This window comes from Corallococcus exercitus, from assembly GCF_042231735.1.
Lineage (GTDB): Bacteria > Myxococcota > Myxococcia > Myxococcales > Myxococcaceae > Corallococcus > Corallococcus exercitus_B.
Genome location: NZ_CP102577.1, coordinates 2634167 through 2653901, shown reverse-complemented (window position 1 = coordinate 2653901; position 19735 = coordinate 2634167). Strand labels below are relative to the sequence as shown.

Sequence of the window (19735 nt, the reverse complement as noted above, 5' to 3'; positions counted from 1 at the left end):
GCAGGCCCGGAAGCACGCAGGTCCGGGCAATGTTGATGATTCCCCAGCCGACTTCAAGGCACTGGATTCCTTGCCAGGCCTGGGGGCATCCGTCGACCGGCGGTCACCCGCCGGCCAGGGGAGCGCTCACGCATTGCGCGCGACAAGTCCCCTGCTATAACGCCCGCCATCTCCGATCCCGTAGCTCAGTTGGATAGAGCGGCGGTTTCCTAAACCGCAGGCCACAGGTTCGATTCCTGTCGGGGTCACTCGCCCTGCTTCCCAAGTCCGTGGAAGCAGGGCGTTTTTTTGTCCGGTGGCGTTCAGGCGGGTTCGCTGGATCTGGTACCCGTTGGGTACCGGGTTTGCCCCTCCTGAAGCGCTGTCCCGGTCGCGCCTCGAACCCCCGAGCAGTCAGGCCTACGTGGTGGGCAGGTCGGGGCCGTGTCATTCATCCAGTTCTTCGGCTCCGCTTTGCAGGTGACTCCTCATTTCCACTCGCTGGTGCCGGACGGTGTCTTCGTGCCACGGGAGGGCGGCGTGCGCTTCGAGCCGTTGCCGCCGCCCACGCAAGCAGAGGTGGAGCGGTTGCTGAGGGGGGTGCACCACCGGGTGCTGCGGCTGTTGGAGAAAAGAGGGGCCTTGCCCGCCCAAGGGCCTGAGGACGCGCGGCAGGCGTACCAGGCGCACTGCCTGCAACAGCGGCTGCGCTGGACGGAGGTGGACGTGAGGCCCCCTCCCCGAAAGCAGTCCCGGTGCGCCTTGCTGGAGGGCTTCTCCCTGCACGCCAATACGCACCTGCACGCCAACGACAGGCAAGGACTGGAGCGGCTCTGCCGCTAGGGGGCGCGCGGTGCGCTGGCGCTGGAGCGGCTGTCACGAGCGGAGGACGGCCGCATCGCCTACCGCATGAAGCGCCCGCTGCCGGACGGCACCACGCACCTGCTCTTCACCGGGCTGGAACTGTTACGGCGTGTAGCGTCCCTGGTACCTCCGCCTCGGACAAACCTCACGAGGTTCCACGGCGTCTTCGCTCCAGGCGCGCAACTGCGGCCATTTCTGGTCCCTCAAGCAGGTGCGGAGGAGGCGAGCGAGGCGCCCCAGGCAGCGGTCAGGAAGGAGCGGATGAAGGAGAGGAGGTCGCGAGTGGACTTACGCAGAGTTGCTCCGGAGGACGTTCGACTTGGACGTGTTCGTCTGAGTGAGGTGTGGAGGCAGGCGGCGGGTGCTGGCGTATGTGCAGGGAGGGGGTGGAGTGCGAGCGATTCTGGAGCACCTGGGCCTGCCCCCGTGCTTCCCCCACGTCCCGCCTCTTCCTCACCGGTGCATAGGAGGAATCGAGGGGCTGTTGGGGAGTGCGAGGCAGTCAGATCCGGCTGAGGAATGCGCGGCATTCGCTGCCAGGCGCGGCACCTGCGTGGGCAGTTTCAGGTGCATGAGACGGAGTCACTGACGGACAGCGACTGCTTGAAGGCTGCTGTCTCCAACAGGTTTTCAGAATGGGTGGGAGAGCGCGGGTTGTTGTCCTTGGCCGCAGTACGACGGCCGACGCATAGATGGCGCCCCCACCCGTCGAATCCCCCAAGGCGCCGGCGGCACGGACCGCTACCCAAGAGCGCGAACAAAAGGACGAAGAAACCTCGAGGAGCTCGCAGCAGCTCGGGCAGCTACATGCAGTCGAAGTCGCAGGGGCTACACCCCTGCACCCCGTTCCTCCGCGGTCGGTGCTGCGCAGAGCGCAGCTGCGTCCGCGGAGGCCAGGGCGAGGTGTTGCCGCAAGACAACGAAGCCAGACGAACGCAGGTACTTGACTCGGGGCGCCGCTTCACAAAAGGAAGGACTGGGCCCCTGTGGGGGGGAGGCAGTGGGGTAGGGGCGGGCGTCGGGAGGGCGGGGTGACACGCGGTGCGCGAGGCGGAGCGCCGACAAGAAGGCCTGCTCAAGAGGCTTCAAGCGCGCAGTGGGCGCAGCTCCCGAGCGCAGCCGCGGCGCCGAACGGCACGCCACACCCGGCGCGGCAGCGCGCCACAACACGCCCTCGATCTTTCGCTCCGACGAGCCGGTCCCCTCGCCAGCGCAACCCGGGTCGCTGCGCCGACGCGCGACTCGCACGCGGTGCGGCGCAAAAACGGAGACCGTTTCCGAGCGGACCCGGATCGGGGCGCCGTCGCGTGCGCAACGAACTCCAGCCGTGAAGAGCAATCCCGCAACGGTTTGCTCCCGGACGAGCGGCGTACGATATTCGCACCATGGCGCTCTACGCGGGGCACTTCGACTTCACCCGGCCGCTGCTGCAAACGGTTCCCGGGCTCTACTCCCTTGCGGAGTGTCGGCAGTTGCTCGCGGACGCGGCCAGCGCCGAGTGGTTGCCGGCGACGGTCAACAGTCAGGCGGGGCGGGTCGTCGACGCGAAGATCCGCGACAGCACGACCATGATCCTGCGCGACGACGCGCGCGCGCGGGACCTGTACGCGCGCATCGCTCCCCACGTGCCCGCGGTGATGCACGTCGAAGACGGCCAGCGCGGCGCGCGCATTCCGATGCACGTCGCCGGGATCTTCGTGCCGTTGCGGATCTACCGGTACGAACCCGGCCAGCACTTCGGCCTGCACCAGGATCAGTCGTATGCCGGGCCCGACGGCTCGCGCAGCCTGCTGACCCTGATGATCTACCTGAACGACGACTTCGAGGGCGGCGAAACCGACTTCCCCGAGCAGCAGCGGCAAATCGCTCCGCAGGCCGGTACGGGCCTGTGGTTCCAGCACATGCTCCTCCATGCCGGCCGGCGCGTGACGCGTGGCACCAAGTACGTGCTGCGTTCCGATGTGCTCTATCAGCCGGGCTCGCACACCGCGTGAGGAGGGGGTGAAGGTCGCCACCGAGCCGCGCGCCGAGTTCAGCGCGAGCGTGGCGACCTGTTGATCACCACGAAGGCGCGCCAGCGCTAGCCGCGGTTGCTCGCCGCGTCGAGCGCGCGCTCGACCTCGGCGCGAATCCACTGCCCCAGCGCCTTCTCCGAGACCTCGAACCGCGCGAGGAACGCGTCGACTTCCATCTCCGCGCCCTGGTGCTCGATGCCGGTGACCCGGATCTCTCGGTTGCCGCCGCCCGGCGCGAAGCGCACGACGACCGTCTCCGGAGCGCCTCTGGCGCGCGCTGCGGCATCGGTCTCGACGCGCAGCCCCGTGGCCGCGAGGGCCACGCACACGGGTGCAGCGCCTTTGCGACGGGCCATCAGCGCGCCCGCGCGGGAGACGGTGATGAAGTGATTGTTCGTCGTGGCGCGCGTCACGGTCGTCCGCGGAGGGTCGCGCCCGTAGCGTGCCACACCCGCCGTTCCGGGCTCAACGACCCGCGTGCGAGCCGAAACGCCGCGGAGGCGGCGTGCTGGCCGAGCGGCTCGACACCGGCGACGGCCGGAGCGTGCTGCGCCTGGTGCCCGACGGTCAGCCGACACCACGCGCCGGGCAACGCCACCGGTCGCAGCAGGCCGACCCGCAGACGCGCATGACCGGCGCGCGCGAGGTCTACACCTACGAGGGGTACTTTTTCGAGTACCCGCTCGGGCGGGACGATGCGCCCTGCGTCCCGATCGGCGAGCGGGTGGTTGACCGCGGGAGAGCTCGACGTGCGCACGGTGCTCGCCGTGCTGGGCGAGCGAGGGGCGGGCATACGCAACTGCGTTCGATTGCGATGACTGAGGAGCGTCAGTCGCGCCGCGTCGGCTCGCAACGCTCGAGCGCGCTCAGCGTCCAGCGCTTCAGGAGCGTGCCGTCCCCCCACGAAACGAGGGCCCCGTCGCCGTCTTCGCATATTTCGCCCGTCAATCCGCTGTATTCGTCGACGATAACGGGGTCGCCCTCCTCGGAAGGATTCATCCAGACGGCAACGGTGCGGCGGTGGCCGTCGGCAGGGGTGGCCGTGTGCCAGACGCACGCGAGCCGAGTGCCGCCCAGCCCGATGGCGTGCCGCACCACGCCCCAGGCCCGTAGCTGCCCGGCATGGCCGCCGAACCGCGCCGTCACCACGCTGCCGAGCACCAGGTCGTATCCGGTCTTGGCGGCCCTCGCGAAGGCGTGCGCCGACGTCTGCGGGTACACGCAAAGTAAGTCCCCGAGGGCGACGATCCCCTCGACGTCCGAGGAGACCTCCTTCTCCCATCGAACCTTGCCCGCCGCGACATTGAGCGTCGACAGGCGACCGTTGCCCGCCAGGTGAAGCCACCCGTGGTCGGCGTCGGCTGCGTACGTGCCCGAGAGCTCGTAGAAGCGCGGCGCGGCCCGACACGCGACGCGTCCATACTCCTCGAGGGCCGAATCCAGAATGAGGACCTCGTTCTGCAATCGGACGACCACCCATTCGCCGAGCACCGCGACCCCCGACACGTTCGGCGACGGGAACGACAAGCTGGCCCGCTCCCTCAGCGTGAGATCGAACACCTTGACCAACCGGTGCGTCCACGCGACGTACCACTCGCCCAGACGAGCACCTTCCGGGCGAAGACTGTCGGGCCGCTCGTCGACCTGGATCACGTGGTAGGCGCCGGTGAGCGCATCGAGTCTCACGAGCTTGTTCCCAGAAGGGAAGATCGCCTCGCCCGGCAGCCCGGGAAGGGCCCTGTTCAACTTCGCCGAAGCGGAGATCTCGGACGGCAACGCCGCCCCTGCCAGTGTCACTTCATCGTCGGCGCCGAGAACGTAGGCGAGATTCGTCGATTTCCAGTCGCGGTGACAGTGAAGCTGCCCCCCTGTCAGCTCCCATACGCTGGCCGAGCAGCGGTAGGGCAATTCAGGCCAGCGCAACGGGGTCGGCGGAAGGTCTTGAACCGCGTCCCCCCGGACGATGTGTGCGCCCGCACTCGTGTCGACGAAGAGCGCGCCGTTGCGCAGCCGCGACGCGTGGCCGATGGGACTTGCGAAGCGAATCGTGCTTGTGGGTGAGGGGAGCTCGGGTTGTCGGGTCACGACTGGACAACGTACCCGGCTTCCAGCGTTTATCAACCGCTTCGGGTCGAGCCTGCGCGGCTTCTCCACCCGCCTGGCGTACTGCCCGGGCGGCCCCGTCAGCGGCCCTCCTCGGCTCCTGCGCTCCAGCCCTCACCCTCAACATGGCCTTTATCCCGCCTATGCTCGGTCGCTCACGGTGCGCAGCGCTCCGCCCTTCTGCCCCGGGGGACGGCGCACGCCGTAGTATGGGTTCTCCAGGAGGAACAGGTCGATGCCCTCGCGGACAAGCGGCGTGTAGAGACGCTCGCGCAGCGCGAATCCCTCCTCGCGAGAGGCCGCGAGCACCACGCACGCCGCGCGGCCCCGTGTGCGCTCCGCGCTCAGCCAGCGGACATGCGCCGTCTGGACGGGCGGGGTGAGGTGCGGCAGCGGCGAGGTGAAGGTGCCGTCGCGACGCCAGCCATCCGTGAAGAGGCGGGCGCGGCGGGCCAGGCCCGCGAAGAGGACATCCACGACGTGCGAACGAAGCGGGGACCAGGACTCCACACGTGCGTCCTACCCGGCGGCGGGAACGCCGCCAGCCCGCGTCGTCACCGCCATGGGGCAGCAGCCTGTCTCGACGCTCCGGCGTTTTCACGCGCACCTGCTTCAGTCCCAGATTCGTTTGACGTGCAGGTCGTCCTCGAGCATCTCCGTCAGCGAGGGGTGTTCAAATCCTTTCACTCGCACACCCTCCCGGGGGTGACGGTCCTGGCAATGTCTGTCACTCTCGCGCGGCCTCTCACGGGGCACCTTCATCCTCAACTCAAGGAGCGTGGCATGCGTCTGGCAATCATCGCGGGACTGCTGTCGGTCGGACTGTTCGCGGGCTGTGGCGGCGCGGACATGGAGTCGCGGGACGTGGAAGCCCAGCTGCTGTCGCCGTGTGAGCGGGAATGCCTTGCGGCCTACCGGACCTGTAGCTATCAGGCGACGACGCCCGAGGAGTTGCAGGTCTGCAGCGACGATAGCAACTCCTGCGCCGCGGCCTGCTCCCTCTACCTGGCGCCCGCCGCGAGGTGACGGCCCAGTCGCAGCGGGCCTGCGAGCGAGCCTGCTTCATCCAGTATGACGAATGCTTCCTTCAGTCGACGTCGCCCGAGCAGGACGCCGCCTGCGAGGCACCTGCCCCAGCCCGGCGGCGCGGTAGGGGGCCCTCTACCGGGGACCGCCGGGTTCAGCGGCGGTCCCCGGGCTTCGGTTTCTAAGGGCTTTCCACGGGGCGGCAATGACATTCCAAGCCATATCAAGCCACGGACGAGTATGGACTTACCCGGGTTGCGTCAGCTTCATGGGCAATCTCTTCCAGGTCAGGAACGACTGGACCGGACTGCAAGGCATGCCCTGACGCACCGGACCGACACCCAGCTGCAAAAGCAGACTTTCGTGCGGCCGCCGTCGCCGTCTCGTGCGGGGGCACGGCTCAGCGTGCGGCCAGCGCCGCGCGGTGGATGGCCACCCAGAAGTCGGCGGCCCGCCGGGCCCCTTCGAGCAGCGGCTCCGGGTGCCCGGCCCCCAGCGCCGCGCAGAGCGCCTGGGCCCGCGCGCCGTGCTCCAGGTCCACGTCGAGGTGGACGAGGAGGAAGCGCGCCTTCGTCCGCTCCAGCCCGAGCCGCCCCAGCCCCTGGCGGGCCTCGCCTCCCAGGTGCCGCGCCACGCCCTCCAGCACGCGCAGCGCGCCCAGGAAGGCGAGCTGCCGCTCCGGCCCGATTCCCTCCCAGAAGGCGTGGAAGTCGGCCACCTCGCGAGGCGTGTCGGACGAGGGCTCCCTCCCGAAGGCCGCGAGGTCCGCCTTCGCCAGCAGGTAGTGCGACTGCTCGTCCCCCGCCAGCTCCGCGAAGAAGGCCTTCAGCTCGGGGAGCGTGGCGAGCTCGGCCGCGAGCCGCAGCCGGTCTCCGCTGCGCCGCGTGTAGTGGTACATCATGTCGAGGAACGCCACGTAGCGCTCTGGCGTCACCGCCGGCAGCCAGCTCGCGACCTGCCGAGCCATCCCGACGGTGAGCGCATCCAACTGCTCCTCAATCGAAGACATCCTCAGTCCCTCCGGTCCGAAACGAGCGCGCCCAACGTCCGCCGGGCATGCGCGAGGTGCGGCGCCGCCCGCTTCGGGGGCAGCTCGTCCAGGCGCACCACGCCCGCGTCGAGGAACCCCTCCCCACCGAGTCCCCGTCCACAGGCGGTGGGCACCGCGCGCAAGTCCACCGGCTGGAGCACGCCCCGCGCGTCCCGGGCGAGCGCGAGCTTCAGCACGGCCCCCGTCTGGCACGCCAGCGTGGGCATGATGCTCAGGAAGTTGCCCAGCGAGTACGCGATGAGCCCCATCCGCGCGGGCCCGCCCCGGCGCACCTGCGTGGGGCAGGTGGCGTCCGCGCCGTCGATGGACACCCACTCCACCGGCTGGAGGACATGCGGCGAGGAGCCCAGGAGGACGTCCGCCCCGCGCTCGATGAGCCGGTACGCGTGCTCGCGCTGGAGGGCTTCGGGCCAGTACTCGTACTCGAAGCCCCAGTGCGGCATCAGCACCACCAGGTCCGGCCCCACCGCGCGACCGGCGTCGATGAGCGCGCCCAGCCGCTCCCAGTCCGGCGCGTGGAGGGGGCTGCCCAGCCGCGTCACCGGCACCCCGGCGGGCGGCGCCCCCACGAGGTGGTTGATGTCATACGTCACGGCGGCGATGCCCATCCGCACCCCGTCCACCTCCAGGGCGGCCACCGCGTCCTCCGGCCGGGGGCCTCCCACGCAGCGGTGCTGGGAGGAGGCCAGCACCGTCCCCCGGGTCCGCTCCAGCCCTTCGGCGCCCTGGTCGAGCGCGTGGTTGTTGCAGAGGGAGAAGACGCGGTGGCGCGCCGTGCCCTCCCAGGCCGCGAGGTAGTCCGGCGGGGCGTTGTAGTGGAGCGTCTCGTAGACGCGCCGGGGCACGGGCCGCGCCGGGTCCACCGGCGTCTCCAGGTTGGCGAAGGCCACCGCGTCATTCGCCATCACCTCCCGGACACCGGGAGAGAGGGCGCGGTGGAAGCCGCTGCGAATCCACATCATGTCGCCCACGGCGCTCAGCCGGAACTCCGGCTCGCCCGCGTGCCGCCAGCTCCCCGAGGCGAGGTGCCGGGCGACTCGCGCGAAGTGCTCCCCGGTTTCGGCCGAGCGCGGCTGTGGCAGGTGCAGGAGGCTCTTGGTGATGTAGCGCAGGTTGAGGTCCCACCGGGACAGCGGCCAGCGGCCGTCCTCGTAGCGGAGGTCCGCGTACAGCCGGCGCAGGGCGTTCATGGGCGCTTTCGCTCCAGGGTGACGAGTCGCACGTCCTCCTCCACCACCATGGGGCCGGCCAGCAGGGCCCGCCACATGACGTGGAGGTAGCTGTCGAAGACGGGGGCCCCGCGCGCGAGCAGCTCGGGGCGCAGGCGCGCGTGCAGCCGCGCGAGGTTGTAGCCGGGCACCCTCGGGTAGAGGTGGTGGTCCAGGTGGTGGTTGAGGCCGTTCCACAGGAAGGTGACGAGCCGGGTGCCGCGCACCGTCGTCGCGGTGTGGAAGCGGTCGCCGCGCCAGACGTTGGCGTGGTGGTCGGAGATGGACTTGAGCCCGTTGAGGGGGCTGGCGAAGAGCACCGGCAGCAGCCAGCACTCCACCGCGCCCCCGAGGAGCCCGTGGCCCGCCAGGAGCCAGAGGAGCAGCGTGTAGAAGGCCCCGTAGCCGAGCAGCACCAGGGCATGGCGGCGCAGGCGGGCGGCGTCGAAGTGCTGCACCGGGTAGAGGACGTTGAAGTAGACGAGGCTGAGCGGCAGGCCCAGCAGCACGGTGGCGTAGAAGAGTGCCCACAGCTCGGGCGAGCGGCGGCCCGCGTTGTAGGCGTCAGGGTCCTTCTCGGTGCGGTTCCAGCGGTGGTGCGCGAGGTGGTCGTGCCGCATCGGCTCGTAGGCGATGCCCACGAGCAGGCTGAGCCCGTTGCCGAAGAGGCGGTTCTGCCAGGGCCTCGGGAAGAGGGTGTCGTGCCACGCGTCGTGGTCCAGCTGGATGAGCCCCATGACGCCCTGGGCCGCCAGCAGCCACAGGGGCAGCTTCAGCCAGAAGCCGCTGACGTGCGCGAGCCCCACGCCGGCCAGCCCCCACACGCCCAGGTGGAGGGCCGCCATGCCCAGAGCCCGCGCGGGGCGGATGCGCAGCAACTCCACCAGTTCGTCGCGGAAGGGGGCAGCGGGTGAAGCGGAGGCAGGGGCGAGGGCGGGCTGCATGGGGCCTTTAGAGGTAGCGGGGGACGCGCTGGAGGTAGCGCGCATAGGCCTCGCCGAGGCGGGCGGAGAGGTAGCGCTCCTCCTGGAGCACCAGCCCGTGGAACAGCGCCCCCAGCACCGCGCACGCCCCGAGCGTCACCCACGACGGAGCCCAGAGCGAGGCGCCCACGAGGTACAGGTAGGAGAAGACGTAGATGGGGTTGCGCGAGCAGCGGTGGAGGCCGCTCTCGTGCAGCACGGGCAGGGCCTCCCCCGCGTCCACGCCGATGCGGAACGTCGCGCCCATGCCGTACTGCGCCGCCAGCATGCCTAAAAGCCCGAGCACGCCTGTCGCCCAGCCCACCTCCGGCGGAAGGGCCAGCAGGGGCCGGCCCCAGGGCAGCTCGGACCAGCGCGGCCAGAGCGCCGCCGCCACCACCGAACCCGCCCACACCAGCGAGGCGCCGCTGATGCGCCGCGTGAGGCGCGTGTGGGCGGAGTCGGCCCCGGTGCTCCGGTAGGCCAGCGGGCTGCGGCCGAAGCGCAGGCGGTAGACGAGGCTGGAGCCCAGGTGCCCCAGCAGCAGGTGCAGCGAGATGAAGCCCAGGTAGAGCGCGGGCGCGTCGCGAAGCCCCTTCATGGTCCCACCACCTCCGCCGCAAGCCCGAAGCCCGAGGACGCCCAGCCCGCGAGCTGCTCGGTGAAGTCGCGCAGCTCGCCCCGGGTCCACAGTCCGTCGAACGTCGCCGTGTTGATGTGGAGCGTGTCGCCAAAGCCCAGGCCCGTCGCGCCCCAGGTGGCCGTGTGGCTGCGCAGGGAGTGGATGCGGAAGGGCGCGTCCACGAAGTGCTTGTCGAGCCGCCCCAGGTAGGTCGCCACCAGCGTGTTGGTGCGGGGCTCGGCCACCAGCCCGGGGCGCGCGTTGCGCCGCAGCACGGGCCCCGGGGCGAGCCGCGCCACCGCCATGCACTCCAGCGCCGTCGTCCAGTGCACGCCCTCGTCGAGCACGCGCCGCAGCGCCTCGCGCACCAGCGCCGCCAGGGCAGGCGCGTCCTCCAGCCGGGCGCGGACCTCCCGCAGGGGAAACTCCAGCGGCACCGTCGAGCAGCCGTTGCCCAGCATCCGCCCCAGCCCCAGCATGCGTCGCAGGTCCACCGGCACCCGCAGGCGGATGAGCCCGTCCTTCGTGGGCTCGCGCAGCGCGACGCCCGCCAGCAGCGCGGCGAAGAAGACCTCCGAGGCCTGGACGTCCGTGCGGCCCGCCGGGAGTGTCAGGCGCGCCGTCGCCATCAACGAGCGGCCCGCGGTGTCTCCACTGCGGCGCAGGCCCAGGCCCCGCTGCGCGAGGAGCCGGCGGCGGGGGCTCGCGAGGCCCAGCACCCGGCCTGGCCCGCGCAGCGCCGCGAGCAGCACCTTGCCATCCGTCAGCGTCGAGGGGCCCAGCGGGGGCGACTCCGACGCGCGCCCCGCGCAGTGCAGCCAGAGCCGCTCCAGCAGGTGGGCGAGCGCCTTGGCGTCCCCAATCGCGTGGTGGAGCTGGATGGCGAAGAGCCACGGGCCCGGCGCGCCATCGGCCAGGGGGTGGAGGTGCAGCCGCAGCGGCACGTCCCTCGCGAGGTCCACCCGGGTGTTGATGACCCGCGTCACCGCCTCGGGCTCGTCCAGCGGCTCGGCGCCTTCCAGCAGGGCCGCGTCCACCGCCTCGTCCGTGCGCGGCGCGGGCACCCACGCGCCGCGCGCGTCGTCCCAGGCCACGTTGAGGCGCTCGCTCTCGCGCACCAGGGCGCGCAAGGCCCCGCGCAGCCGCGCCACGTCGGGCCGCGCGTCGATGCGCAGCAGCACCGTGGCCCAGATGGTGGCCACCTCGCCGTCCAGCCGCGCGAGGAGCGTGTCTACGAAGTTCGCGCGCATCGCTCCACCCATCCGCTCCACAGGGCCCGGGCCGCCTCGCCGTCCAGCCGCGCCCGCCCCACCGCCTCGCGCGCCCGCTCCGGCGCCGGCAGGTGCTGGAAGACGATGTCGTCGGGCGCGTCCAGGCGCGGGCGGAGGCCCGTCGGCAGGTAGCCCGCCGCGAGGAGCACGGGCGTGGCCTCGGCCACCCGCTGGGGCTCGCCCATGGACAGGTGGACGAGGTCCACGCGCGCCCGCGAGGACGGGAGCGCCGTGGCCCCCTGACCTTCCCCGGCAGGCCCCACCAGCTCCCGCCGTTCGAGCCGCAGGGACTCGTTCCAGTCGAGCGGGCGCGGCACGAGGCCCCCGGCGCGAGGGCGGCGCTCCAGCGGCGTCAGCTCCACCGTCCCCGGCAGGCCCGAGGCGGCGAGGATGGACGCGAGCCACTCCCCCCACGGCCCCGCGGGCAGGAAGCGCCGGCGCGGAGGCAGCGGCGCGAGCACCGTCGTCATCGCCAGCGCCTGCATCGGCAGGCCCGAGCCCTCCACCCCCACCAGCGTCTCCCCCTCGGTGTAGTCGACGATGAGGCCCACCGGTACGGCCCGCATGAAGCGTGACGCGTAGCGCTGCGCCATGAGGTGCAGCGTGGACGTCTGCTGGTGCAGGAAGCCCACGCGCGCGTTGAGCGGCTCTCGCCTGATCAGCTCCAGGAGGTGGCTCCACAGCCGCTCGTGCTCGGAGCGGTCCATGGCGGTGCGCCGGCAGGGCAGGGCCATGGAGAGCCCCGAGTCCAGGGAGTCCCGCCCCGGCTTGCACCACAGCCCCGTGTGCCAGAGGAGCGTGCCCTGGGCGTCGAACTCCCCCAGGCTGAGCAGCGCGCCGGCCCTCCAGAGCCGCGAGGCCCCTCCAGGCTCATGGAGGAAGCGGTAGGAGTAGCTCCCGGCGTAGCGAGCGTGGAGCAGCTCGCGCAGCGCGGGCTCATCAGGCTCCGCCAGCCAGCGGGTGTGTTCGCTGGGCTGGGCGGCGCGAAGGCCGTCAAAAGGGGGGGCGGCGCGTTCCCGGCACATGGAGCGTTAGCAGTGCACCAACAGGGCCAGCCGGGAAGCCCCCCTCCTTCCGAGGGGATGGGCCCGGCCGCCGCCCCGCGCCCCCACCGGGTGTGCAGCCCGCTACACAGGGGGGAGTGCCCGGCTGCACAGCGTGCATCCCCGGTGAGAGTCCCCCGCTTCTTGAGCCGAGCCGCCCTCGGTGGTTGTCCATGGAGAACCTGCCTTGTTAGGTTGCCCAGGCGATGCGAACATGCCCACCTTTCCGGACCGCGCTGCTCTGCCTGTTCGTGGCCTCCGCTGCCGTGGCCCGTGACCGCGAACCGGTCATCCGGCCCCTGATGCTCTCAGAGCATCCGGGTGATGCCACCCACCGCGTCTATGTGCGGGGGCAGGTGGTCACGACGCTGCGGTTCGAGAAGGCCGTGGATGCCAGCAAGACGAAGTTGCTCGGGTGGGAGGGGCGCCTCGAACCATTGGCGGTGGTCCGCAACAAGGTCGTCCTGGAGCCCATGCATGACCTCGCCGACGACGAAGGCATTCCCCTGAGCGTGACGCTGGTGGATGGGACGGAGGTGGCGTTCCTCCTGCGCCCCCCGGGCTGGAGGCAATCGGACGGTGCGGACCAGCAGGTCAACGTGTTCAAGGATCCAGAGAGCTACGCGGGCATGCACGCGGCGCTGCTCCGAGCGGTCAAGGAGAACGTCGCCCTGACCGAGGAGAACGAGCGCTACCGCAAGGAAGAGACCTCGGAGGACCATGCGCTCGCGGCGCTGCTGGCTTCGGAGTCCATCGCGCAGACCCCGTTCAAGCTCGCGGACCGCTTTTCCGGCAAGGATGACGACAGCGAAGTGGATGCCCAGGTGTTCCAGGGCAAGGGAAAGGTCGCGGTCGTCTTCAAGGTCAAGAACACCCACTCTCAAAAGCCCTGGAGCCTGAAGTCGGCGCGGCTGGTGACCAAGGATGGCGGTCATGCGCGAGCCGTCGCGATTCGCGTCACGACGCGCGAAATCACGGTCGGAAGCTCCGGCGTGGTGGCCGCCGTCGTGGACCGCAGTGCCTTCATGGAGGAAGGCGTGTTGACCAGCCTGTTCCTTGAGATCTACCGCCAGGACGGCTTGAGGCAGGCGTTCGTCCAGCTAGATCCAGCGCTCCTGGCGCGATAAGAGCGCGACGCATGGCATCCCGCACGTTCAAGCTCCTGGGCTGCGCGGTCCTGCTCATGACGGCACCTGGCTGTCCGGGCACGGCGACGGGCAGGGTGGCCTTGCGCTCCGACGGAACGCCGGGACCGGAGGAATGTCCCGAAGAAGCACGCAAGGCGATGAAGTACCTGCGGCTGTTCGTGGGGGACTCCGCCTGGGTTCAGCTCGACGCGAACCAGTCCCGCGCCTATCCCATCACTCTGTACGCTGGCCCCATCGAAAGCGTCCTCGAAGACAACCTGGGGCCGATTGACGCACCGGCCCGGCTCTACGGCCGCGTCTGGGCGGACGGGCCGCAGGCTGTGATCCGGTACTACGCGGCCCAACCCCTGGATGGAGGGGATCCGGTTCCCATCTGCGCGGTCGCGAGGCTCGGGCTCGGACAACTCCGGAAGCTGCCGGAGTCCAAGCCTGGAACCGCCGTGCTCGGTTCACCCCGTGCGGGCGTCTACATCGTGAACGAGTTCCGGTAGAGCCTCGAAACCCCTGTAGCTCGTGTCTTGGCAGGGCGTCTCAAGGCCGCGGGGTTCCTCCAGCTCCGGCCGCATCGTCCCCAATAATGGGTTGGGGGAGGGGACGTGCTGATTCCCATCACCGTCAACGCGGACGGCTCCTCCAAGGTGAGCGCGTCAGGAGAGGGTGGACGCGTGGAGGCGGAGCGCCTGGGCCGGCGCCTCGCCGATGCCGTCCGGAAGGTGATTCGCGAGGAGATGGCCCCTGGTGGCATGACCTACACGTTTGTCCGGGGAAGGTAGGTAGGGTTGGCCGCGAACGGCTGCGCTCGCCGCTTTTCAAGATAGGCGTTCGCCAGTCGCTGCCGAAATCAACCGGAGGCGCTTGGCGTCACGAGGAGGTGAGTCTCAAAACTCGTAACCGCTCAGCGTGACACTTGACTGTGCCGACTCGGAGGTGTCCCGAGAGTAAACAATGACCGCTTCCCCTGCATTGAACCGGATTCCCGACTGAAATGTGGTCGAGCAATTCCAAGGATGGTTTAGGCTGGCTAGGCAACTGCGAACATGTGCCCGACGAAAAGGAGTGCTTGGTGATGAGTTGTTGAAGCTGGCAAGATAGACGCTGTCGACGTCGGAGGCAGGCGAAACGATGTCGGTAATAATGAGTGTCTTTCCCGCCGGAACGACGTAAGGCGGCGTTAGGCTCGGGGAGATGAGTTCATTCATTCCATAAATCTTGCCAAAGAATGATTTGACAGAGGCCCCGCGTCCCAGTGATTCCGCCGCTTGTCCCGGAGGCCCTTGGGGCCCGACGTCACCCCTGGGCCCTTGGGGGCCGGTATCGCCCTTCAGTCCCTGGGGACCGGTCGGGCCGGCTGCCCCGGGGAGGCCGTCCGCACCTCGCGCTCCTGCAGGCCCTTGGGGACCCGTGTCACCCTGGGGCCCCTGGGGACCGGTCGGGCCAGTAGCGCCTGCTTCACCGGGCGGACCCTCCACGCCGCGCGCACCAGCCTGCCCGGGCGGGCCTGCCGGTCCGACGTCGCCCTTCGGGCCAGCGGGGCCTCCCGTGCCGATACTGACGTTGAAGCGGTCGTACCCGGTGGCGTCCGTCGCCTGCGCCGTTACCGTCAGAAGATAGGTGCCGGGAAAGACGGCAACGGGTTCTGGTAGGAACGCCACGACAGCAGTTTGGCTATGGCTGCTGATGATGAGGCCGAAGCCCGCGAGGCTGACCGCGGGCGCTGCGCTCCCGAAGTCCTGGCCGAAGATGGTGAGCGTCTTCTGCTCAAGGTCGACGGACACGCTGGTGACGACAAGCGGCGTCTGGGCACTGCTGGGAAGGGGAGTGACGGCGAGCGCCAAGCCAACGCACAGGGCCGCCAGACGAAGGAACAGCATGGAAACCTCCAGGGGGAAGCGTGAGGAATGGGGACTCTATGGGTGGTGCCAATGTCTTTCCTCCTGGGTCGTGCCAACTCCACTGTGTCCCTTGCGACCGCACCGGCTCCCCGGAGGAAGTGTCTGCCAGTCGCACTGCTCGACTGATGCGCGCAGTAAATCCTTTCCCTGGCGGTAGGATTTGAACCTCACTCGAAGGACTACGAGGAGTTGCCCGTGACGCGCTCACTTGCGGCAGTAGTGGTTGTCGGCCTTTCCCTGCTGGGTTGCGGTGGCCCGGCCCTCGACATCTCGGCGGGCCCCGAGGCCGATGCGCGGACGGTGTCCCAGCTCAGCACCTGCTCGGCCGTCTGCGGTCCCATCACGACCTTGACCTGCACGGGCAATGTCTGCTCCGCAGTGGATGGCGCTACGGGCTACGTGAATTGTGATGGCGCATCGACTGCCTGCCAGCAGTGTGAGTTTCAGGGAGTGCTTTATGGGGATGGCCAGGGCTACTACTCGGGCGTCAGCTGCTCGGCCAAGGTCAATGGGCGTTGCATCGGAGGCCCCTTCGCGGGCAACGCGTGCGTGTCAAATGGGCATTGCTACGCGACGTGCATCAATGGCGAATGGGGTGCCGGGTGAAGGCGTCCGCGCCCCGCCCTCCATCGGTGGGGCCGCTGGCCCTGGGCTGCACCGCACTCCAGGTTCAGCGTGCCGGTAGCCGCCGAGTACTCCACGAACTCGCCCTTGAGGAGCCGCCGCTGCACCCCTCCGCCGTGCACGTGCCCGCCTTCGCCGCGACGATGACGGGCACGGATACGCGCCCCACGCGGAGGGCCGGCGCGACTCCACCGCGGTGAGTTCCAGGCCGAGCTGGACGATCCGCCCCGAGCCCGTGCGCGTCCCGGGGCGCGCGCCTCGGCCTCCTTCTCCGAGGTGCCCGTGCCGGGCCGGGGCAAGAGCTCCAGCAGCGCCTGCGCCGCCCACGCGTACTGCGACTCCTCCTCCAGCAGGCTGCGCAGCGAATCCGCCGCAGCGCTCGCGCGGCCCAGGGAGAGGCACAGCTCCGCCAACTCGCGGCGGGCCTGACGGCGGGCGTCTCCGGAGCGGCGTGGCCGCAGCTCCACCAGCAGGTCCGCCAGGGCCTCGCGGGCGCCGGCCCTGCAGTGCAGCGCGGCCAGCTCCAGCCGCGCGTCCAGGTCCTCCGGCGTGCGCGCGTAGAACTCCGCGAGCAGGCGCCGGGCATCCGGTACACGTTCGGCCTGTAGTGCTGCGGCCCGTCCTTGGCATTGAGGATGGGCCGCTGTGCATCGTCCTCTTTCTTGGAGGTGGTTTTCTCGGCCGCTATGGTCTCCTCAGAAGGAGAAGCTGCGATGCGCGACGCATTTCTATCCCTCGACACATCGGCTTTGAGCCGCGTGCTTGAGGCTGATGAATCCGTTGCCTCCTTCGCTGCTACTGCGCGGAAACGTCGTGTAGTAGTCCTTGTCTCTCGGATCGTTCTCTTCGAGATTACTGCCATTTCGCGTGTCGAGTATAGTTTTGGGATGATAAGGCGACTTCAGCTGCTGTTCCAGCTCCTTGGTCGTCGCGCATGCCCTTCCTATGACCATATGGAGTTGATGGAGGCCGAGGTCGAAGGCGACGTGTTGACTCCATTGGTGTATTCGCGAGGCTGGGAGTCGTTTGTTGCGGCGGGACTGTCTGAACTGCACAGCGAGGCAGTTCTTTCTCCATTTGCGCATGGCTGGCTTCAAGATAAGAAGAGTAGTCTTCTGGATCGTGATTTATCGCTTCCTCGGAAGCTGTCTTTAAGCGGCATCGAACAGCGATCGGATCTTGTCGTCCAGGCGATTGAGCGCGCTGACAGTGTTCCGCCTGATTATGTGCTGTTTTGTGAAGTGGCGAAACTGTCTCGAGGGGGGTTGAGCGTCAGGGCGATTACCGGAAATCCGACGCGATTCAAGGCGACGCACCTCATGGCCAATCTGGAGTGGAGAACCATGTTGGCAAATTGCATTGACCGCCCAGATTCAACTGCCGAGATGGCATATGACAAGAGCCATGAAGACGTTTTGGGCACATGGCGCACGAAGGCTGGTGACAAGGGCAAGGGCACCCAGTATGACTTGGCTGTCGCGAGTGCTGCTGCGTATTCCGATATTCTTGTAACGAACGATGGGAATCAGTTGCGTCGATGTGAGTTCTTGCGAAAGATAGGGCTGGTCGACTTCATGAGCTGTACGCTGTCAGAATTCGAGATGTCGTAAGTTGGCAATGCTCACGTGACGATGCGTTTCGTCGTCACGTTGCCCCTTGCACCTCGTGCCCGGTCAGCGCGTCCTGATGGGTGATGGCGCCGGCTGCATCCAGCCAGGCATCGCGGGTTGCGCAGCGGTAGACGCGGCAGCCTCCGGCCAGGATCTGGGCGGCTGCCTCCGGATGCGGCACCAGCAGCTCGAGCGCGCAGGACGGGCGGGCGCAGGGGATGCCCGCGCGGAGGGGCTGGGCCGTCAAGGACTCCGCCTGCGCCCACGCCTCGCGAAAGAGGCGCAGCCTGTCGATGCGCACGGTGGTGCCGGCGGGTACTCGGCGCCGCTCCAGCGGCGTCTTCGTCTTGTCGTGGGTCGGCACGGCGCGGACATCGCACGCATGAGGGATGCGCGCCATGCGCGACCAGTGCTCACTCGCTTAACCAGAAGGTTCGGCCCCGACTTCGAAGGGCCTTCTCTAGGAACTCCCCGAAGCTCGACGCGATGCGTGGCGTCTCGTCCGGGTACGTCTCATGGAAGGCGTCAAGCAGCGGGTAGCTGTCGTTCTCGCGCCTGGCCACGTCCACGATGACGAAGTCGGTGTCCTGCATGTCCACCAGTGTGAAGTGGGAGGCTGGACCCGCGCTCCCCTGGTCTCGGCCCCGGATGGCGACACGAGCCCGCTGAATCCCGTCCAGCGGCAGGATGCCGTACTTCGGGTTCGGCATCAGCGAGAAGAGCCCCCCTCCGTTGGAGCGCAGGTAGAAGGCGCGCATCTCCGCATCCAACTGCCATCCCACGCGCGCCTCGAAGGCGGCGATCTGCTGGGCGCTCGCAGGAGGATTCGGATGGTGGTGCCGGAGGAACTCGGCCAACAGGTTGTCCATGAGCATGAGCGCGTCCTCAGTCTACGTACGGACGCGCGGGCCCGGGCGTCAGCCACTTTCCGCCAGGCGCGTAGCAGGCGGGGTACTCGTCGTTGAACGTCTGGTGAATGTCGGCCGGGACGGGGAGGATGTTGCCCGGAGCCACTGGAGGGCCGCCGTGGCCCAGGTCGAAGATGTGGTGCCCGGGGAAGTTCTTACCTGCGCTCGTTGTGGGCCACGCGCCGAACTCGGAGGCCCACTCGTCGCGAAACCGGTCCCTGGCGTTGGACCACTGGTCTCGAAGGCGTTGCGTGTTGCTGATCTTCGGGTAGTCGCAGCAGCAGTGGGTGATGGCCATGCGGCCGCCTGCCTCCGCGGGCATGAGGAGGAAGCGGCCCTGCCAGTCGCCCTTGATGTCGGCCAGCCATATGCAGCCCATGAGCGGGTAGCCCTGCGCCGCGCACTTCGACTCGCAGCGGGCAATGAACGCGGCGCTGCACTGCCAGGGCCCGTAGTAGATGGTCGTCCGGAGCTGGCCTCCGTCCGGCGTGGTGAAGACCGGGCCAACCCACTTCGCGCGCGCAGGGCTGCCACCGCCGCCGACGGTGGCCGAACCGCACCCGACGAGGGCGAGGAGGGCGGTGACACTTGCGGCGCGGTGGAGGGTGAGGACGGCTGACATGGTTCAACATGCCAGCACGGCAAAACGAGAAAGTTAAGTCACAGGAGCGAGTGTGGTCTGTTGGGTAGGACGCGCGGGATGACCCAGGCGCGCTACTCATTCTCCGGACGCACGCCGCCGTCCTGGCCTACGACGAAGCGCAGCGCACCGGAGGCCTCGCCGGAGACGCCGATGCTGTAGAGCCGCCCGTCCTCCAAGGGCAGTGGGGGCTGTACCGTCTCGAAGCCCTCCGGCGCCTCGCCGTAGACAACGCGGCGTCCGCGCGTCCCGCCGAAGGAGAGGGCTCGGACGTGCCACACCTGCGTCCCGTCTTCGGCCAGCACGCGGATGACGTCGTACCGCGGCGGGCCCCCGTCCTGTGACGGTTCGTCGACGAGGAAGGCGGGACCCGGCAGGCGCTCGTTGCTGGAGGCGAGCGTCACCTCCAGCGGCGGCTGGCAGGCGGCGAGGAGCGACACCTGGAGGACAACGAGCGCGAGCGGCAGGATTCTGTGAAGGCGCATGGTCACGGTGCTCACTGGCCGGCGCGGAGGGACTTCTTCGCGGCCTCGAACTGCTCGGTGGAGTCCTTGCCGTCGAGTTCGAACGGCGCCGGAGGCGTCTCGAAGCAGCCCTGGCCGAAGGCCAGCTCGATGAACTCCGCCTGCTGCTCCGGATTCATCTGCTCCCACGACTTGCCTTGCCGGAGGGCCTTGCTGACGTTGTAGCCGTCGCCGAGGAACTGCGCCACCAGCGCCTCACCATCCCAACCCGAAGGTCCTCGTCGTGGGAGGCTCGGCACCAACGG

The 19735-nt window shown here is 69.2% G+C and carries 21 protein-coding genes, 1 tRNA gene and 2 pseudogenes; 8 read left to right on the top strand and 16 right to left on the bottom strand.

Annotated elements, in window-relative coordinates:
* The first annotated feature begins 174 nt into the window (after window positions 1-174).
* From NR792_RS09925 to NR792_RS09915, 3 genes and pseudogenes are all read left to right on the top strand, one after another.
* Window positions 175-248: transfer RNA gene (locus NR792_RS09925), tRNA-Arg, on the top strand.
* A gap of 175 nt (window positions 249-423) precedes the next feature.
* Window positions 424-1359 (top strand): annotated as a pseudogene (locus tag NR792_RS09920) (transposase).
* 869 nt (window positions 1360-2228) lie between these two features.
* Complete coding sequence (locus tag NR792_RS09915; protein ID WP_375759817.1) at window positions 2229-2837, top strand: prolyl hydroxylase family protein; 609 nt, start codon at window positions 2229-2231, stop codon at window positions 2835-2837.
* An 86-nt stretch (window positions 2838-2923) separates the two neighbouring features.
* Here NR792_RS09915 and NR792_RS09910 read toward each other — a convergent pair whose 3' ends face one another.
* The 3 genes from NR792_RS09910 to NR792_RS09900 form a co-directional block, all read right to left on the bottom strand.
* Window positions 2924-3271: a hypothetical protein gene (locus NR792_RS09910; RefSeq protein WP_375759816.1), complete on the bottom strand. Its 348-nt coding sequence runs from the start codon at window positions 3269-3271 to the stop codon at window positions 2924-2926.
* Between the two features lie 415 nt (window positions 3272-3686).
* The gene (locus tag NR792_RS09905; protein ID WP_375759815.1) at window positions 3687-4943 is read right to left on the bottom strand and encodes a hypothetical protein; all 1257 of its coding nucleotides are present in this window, start codon (window positions 4941-4943) and stop codon (window positions 3687-3689) included.
* A gap of 159 nt (window positions 4944-5102) precedes the next feature.
* On the bottom strand, window positions 5103-5471 hold the full coding sequence (locus tag NR792_RS09900; RefSeq protein ID WP_375759814.1) for an alpha/beta hydrolase family protein: 369 nt from the start codon (window positions 5469-5471) through the stop codon (window positions 5103-5105).
* A 273-nt stretch (window positions 5472-5744) separates the two neighbouring features.
* Here NR792_RS09900 and NR792_RS09895 point away from each other — a divergent pair, with 273 nt between their 5' ends.
* Entirely contained in the window at window positions 5745-5987 is a 243-nt protein-coding gene (locus tag NR792_RS09895) for a hypothetical protein (RefSeq protein WP_375759813.1), read from the top strand.
* 400 nt (window positions 5988-6387) lie between these two features.
* Here NR792_RS09895 and NR792_RS09890 read toward each other — a convergent pair whose 3' ends face one another.
* Genes NR792_RS09890 through NR792_RS09865 form a run of 6 tightly spaced genes read right to left on the bottom strand, consistent with a single transcriptional unit; the run spans window position 6388 to window position 12126 of the window.
* Window positions 6388-6996 (bottom strand): iron-containing redox enzyme family protein, encoded by a 609-nt coding sequence (locus NR792_RS09890; protein WP_375759812.1) that lies wholly within the window; start codon window positions 6994-6996, stop codon window positions 6388-6390.
* A 2-nt stretch (window positions 6997-6998) separates the two neighbouring features.
* A complete protein-coding gene (locus tag NR792_RS09885) occupies window positions 6999-8228 on the bottom strand; it encodes a CapA family protein (RefSeq protein WP_375759811.1) in 1230 nt (409 codons plus the stop codon).
* Window positions 8225-9190, bottom strand: a complete 966-nt coding sequence (locus tag NR792_RS09880; protein ID WP_375759810.1) for a fatty acid desaturase family protein — start codon at window positions 9188-9190, stop codon at window positions 8225-8227. The genes NR792_RS09885 and NR792_RS09880 overlap by 4 nt, the downstream gene beginning before the upstream one ends.
* A 7-nt stretch (window positions 9191-9197) precedes the next feature.
* On the bottom strand, window positions 9198-9809 hold the full coding sequence (locus NR792_RS09875) for a methyltransferase family protein (RefSeq protein WP_375759809.1): 612 nt from the start codon (window positions 9807-9809) through the stop codon (window positions 9198-9200).
* On the bottom strand, window positions 9806-11080 hold the full coding sequence (locus NR792_RS09870; RefSeq protein ID WP_375759808.1) for a hypothetical protein: 1275 nt from the start codon (window positions 11078-11080) through the stop codon (window positions 9806-9808). Before NR792_RS09870 ends, NR792_RS09875 begins: the two co-directional genes overlap by 4 nt.
* The gene (locus NR792_RS09865; RefSeq protein ID WP_375759807.1) at window positions 11062-12126 is read right to left on the bottom strand and encodes a hypothetical protein; all 1065 of its coding nucleotides are present in this window, start codon (window positions 12124-12126) and stop codon (window positions 11062-11064) included. Before NR792_RS09865 ends, NR792_RS09870 begins: the two co-directional genes overlap by 19 nt.
* A 224-nt stretch (window positions 12127-12350) precedes the next feature.
* Between NR792_RS09865 and NR792_RS09860 the strand changes: the two genes are divergently transcribed.
* From NR792_RS09860 to NR792_RS09850, 3 genes are all read left to right on the top strand, one after another.
* Window positions 12351-13271, top strand: a complete 921-nt coding sequence (locus NR792_RS09860) for a DUF2381 family protein (protein WP_375759806.1) — start codon at window positions 12351-12353, stop codon at window positions 13269-13271.
* Window positions 13272-13282: 11 nt separating this feature from the next.
* Window positions 13283-13783 carry a hypothetical protein gene (locus tag NR792_RS09855; protein ID WP_375759805.1) on the top strand — a complete coding sequence of 167 codons (501 nt, stop codon included), beginning with the start codon at window positions 13283-13285 and terminating at the stop codon, window positions 13781-13783.
* Window positions 13784-13888: 105 nt separating this feature from the next.
* Window positions 13889-14065 (top strand): hypothetical protein, encoded by a 177-nt coding sequence (locus NR792_RS09850; RefSeq protein ID WP_375759804.1) that lies wholly within the window; start codon window positions 13889-13891, stop codon window positions 14063-14065.
* Window positions 14066-14170: 105 nt separating this feature from the next.
* On the opposite strand, the gene NR792_RS09845 is transcribed toward NR792_RS09850, so the two are convergent.
* Entirely contained in the window at window positions 14171-15163 is a 993-nt protein-coding gene (locus NR792_RS09845; RefSeq protein ID WP_375759803.1) for a hypothetical protein, read from the bottom strand.
* 587 nt (window positions 15164-15750) lie between these two features.
* Window positions 15751-16395, bottom strand: a pseudogene (locus NR792_RS09840) (tetratricopeptide repeat protein); the annotation flags it as partial.
* 126 nt (window positions 16396-16521) lie between these two features.
* On the opposite strand from NR792_RS09840, the gene NR792_RS09835 reads away from it, so the two are divergent.
* Window positions 16522-17418, top strand: a complete 897-nt coding sequence (locus tag NR792_RS09835; RefSeq protein ID WP_375759802.1) for a hypothetical protein — start codon at window positions 16522-16524, stop codon at window positions 17416-17418.
* Between the two features lie 34 nt (window positions 17419-17452).
* Here NR792_RS09835 and NR792_RS09830 read toward each other — a convergent pair whose 3' ends face one another.
* From NR792_RS09830 to NR792_RS09810, 5 genes are all read right to left on the bottom strand, one after another.
* Window positions 17453-17818, bottom strand: coding sequence for a hypothetical protein (locus NR792_RS09830; protein WP_375759801.1), 366 nt, complete (start codon window positions 17816-17818; stop codon window positions 17453-17455).
* Between the two features lie 13 nt (window positions 17819-17831).
* Window positions 17832-18293: an SMI1/KNR4 family protein gene (locus tag NR792_RS09825; RefSeq protein WP_375759800.1), complete on the bottom strand. Its 462-nt coding sequence runs from the start codon at window positions 18291-18293 to the stop codon at window positions 17832-17834.
* A 10-nt stretch (window positions 18294-18303) separates the two neighbouring features.
* Entirely contained in the window at window positions 18304-18948 is a 645-nt protein-coding gene (locus tag NR792_RS09820; RefSeq protein WP_375759799.1) for a hypothetical protein, read from the bottom strand.
* Between the two features lie 92 nt (window positions 18949-19040).
* Window positions 19041-19451, bottom strand: coding sequence for a hypothetical protein (locus NR792_RS09815; protein WP_375759798.1), 411 nt, complete (start codon window positions 19449-19451; stop codon window positions 19041-19043).
* Between the two features lie 11 nt (window positions 19452-19462).
* Window positions 19463-19678: a hypothetical protein gene (locus NR792_RS09810; protein ID WP_375759797.1), complete on the bottom strand. Its 216-nt coding sequence runs from the start codon at window positions 19676-19678 to the stop codon at window positions 19463-19465.
* Window positions 19679-19735 lie beyond the last annotated feature (57 nt).

Bases quoted from the DNA above. Each gene is read 5' to 3' on its own strand.
- NR792_RS09860 (WP_375759806.1), top strand. From the start codon at position 12,351: ATGCGAACATGCCCACCTTTCCGGACCGCGCTGCTCTGCCTGTTCGTG.
- NR792_RS09845 (WP_375759803.1), bottom strand. From the start codon at position 15,163: ATGCTGTTCCTTCGTCTGGCGGCCCTGTGCGTTGGCTTGGCGCTCGCC.
- NR792_RS09885 (WP_375759811.1), bottom strand. From the start codon at position 8,228: ATGAACGCCCTGCGCCGGCTGTACGCGGACCTCCGCTACGAGGACGGC.
- NR792_RS09875 (WP_375759809.1), bottom strand. From the start codon at position 9,809: ATGAAGGGGCTTCGCGACGCGCCCGCGCTCTACCTGGGCTTCATCTCG.
- NR792_RS09915 (WP_375759817.1), top strand. From the start codon at position 2,229: ATGGCGCTCTACGCGGGGCACTTCGACTTCACCCGGCCGCTGCTGCAA.
- NR792_RS09820 (WP_375759799.1), bottom strand. From the start codon at position 18,948: ATGTCAGCCGTCCTCACCCTCCACCGCGCCGCAAGTGTCACCGCCCTC.
- NR792_RS09830 (WP_375759801.1), bottom strand. From the start codon at position 17,818: ATGGCGCGCATCCCTCATGCGTGCGATGTCCGCGCCGTGCCGACCCAC.
- NR792_RS09895 (WP_375759813.1), top strand. From the start codon at position 5,745: ATGCGTCTGGCAATCATCGCGGGACTGCTGTCGGTCGGACTGTTCGCG.
- NR792_RS09865 (WP_375759807.1), bottom strand. From the start codon at position 12,126: ATGTGCCGGGAACGCGCCGCCCCCCCTTTTGACGGCCTTCGCGCCGCC.
- NR792_RS09855 (WP_375759805.1), top strand. From the start codon at position 13,283: ATGGCATCCCGCACGTTCAAGCTCCTGGGCTGCGCGGTCCTGCTCATG.
- NR792_RS09880 (WP_375759810.1), bottom strand. From the start codon at position 9,190: ATGCAGCCCGCCCTCGCCCCTGCCTCCGCTTCACCCGCTGCCCCCTTC.
- NR792_RS09815 (WP_375759798.1), bottom strand. From the start codon at position 19,451: ATGCGCCTTCACAGAATCCTGCCGCTCGCGCTCGTTGTCCTCCAGGTG.
- NR792_RS09825 (WP_375759800.1), bottom strand. From the start codon at position 18,293: ATGCTCATGGACAACCTGTTGGCCGAGTTCCTCCGGCACCACCATCCG.
- NR792_RS09890 (WP_375759812.1), bottom strand. From the start codon at position 6,996: ATGTCTTCGATTGAGGAGCAGTTGGATGCGCTCACCGTCGGGATGGCT.
- NR792_RS09835 (WP_375759802.1), top strand. From the start codon at position 16,522: ATGCGCGACGCATTTCTATCCCTCGACACATCGGCTTTGAGCCGCGTG.
- NR792_RS09870 (WP_375759808.1), bottom strand. From the start codon at position 11,080: ATGCGCGCGAACTTCGTAGACACGCTCCTCGCGCGGCTGGACGGCGAG.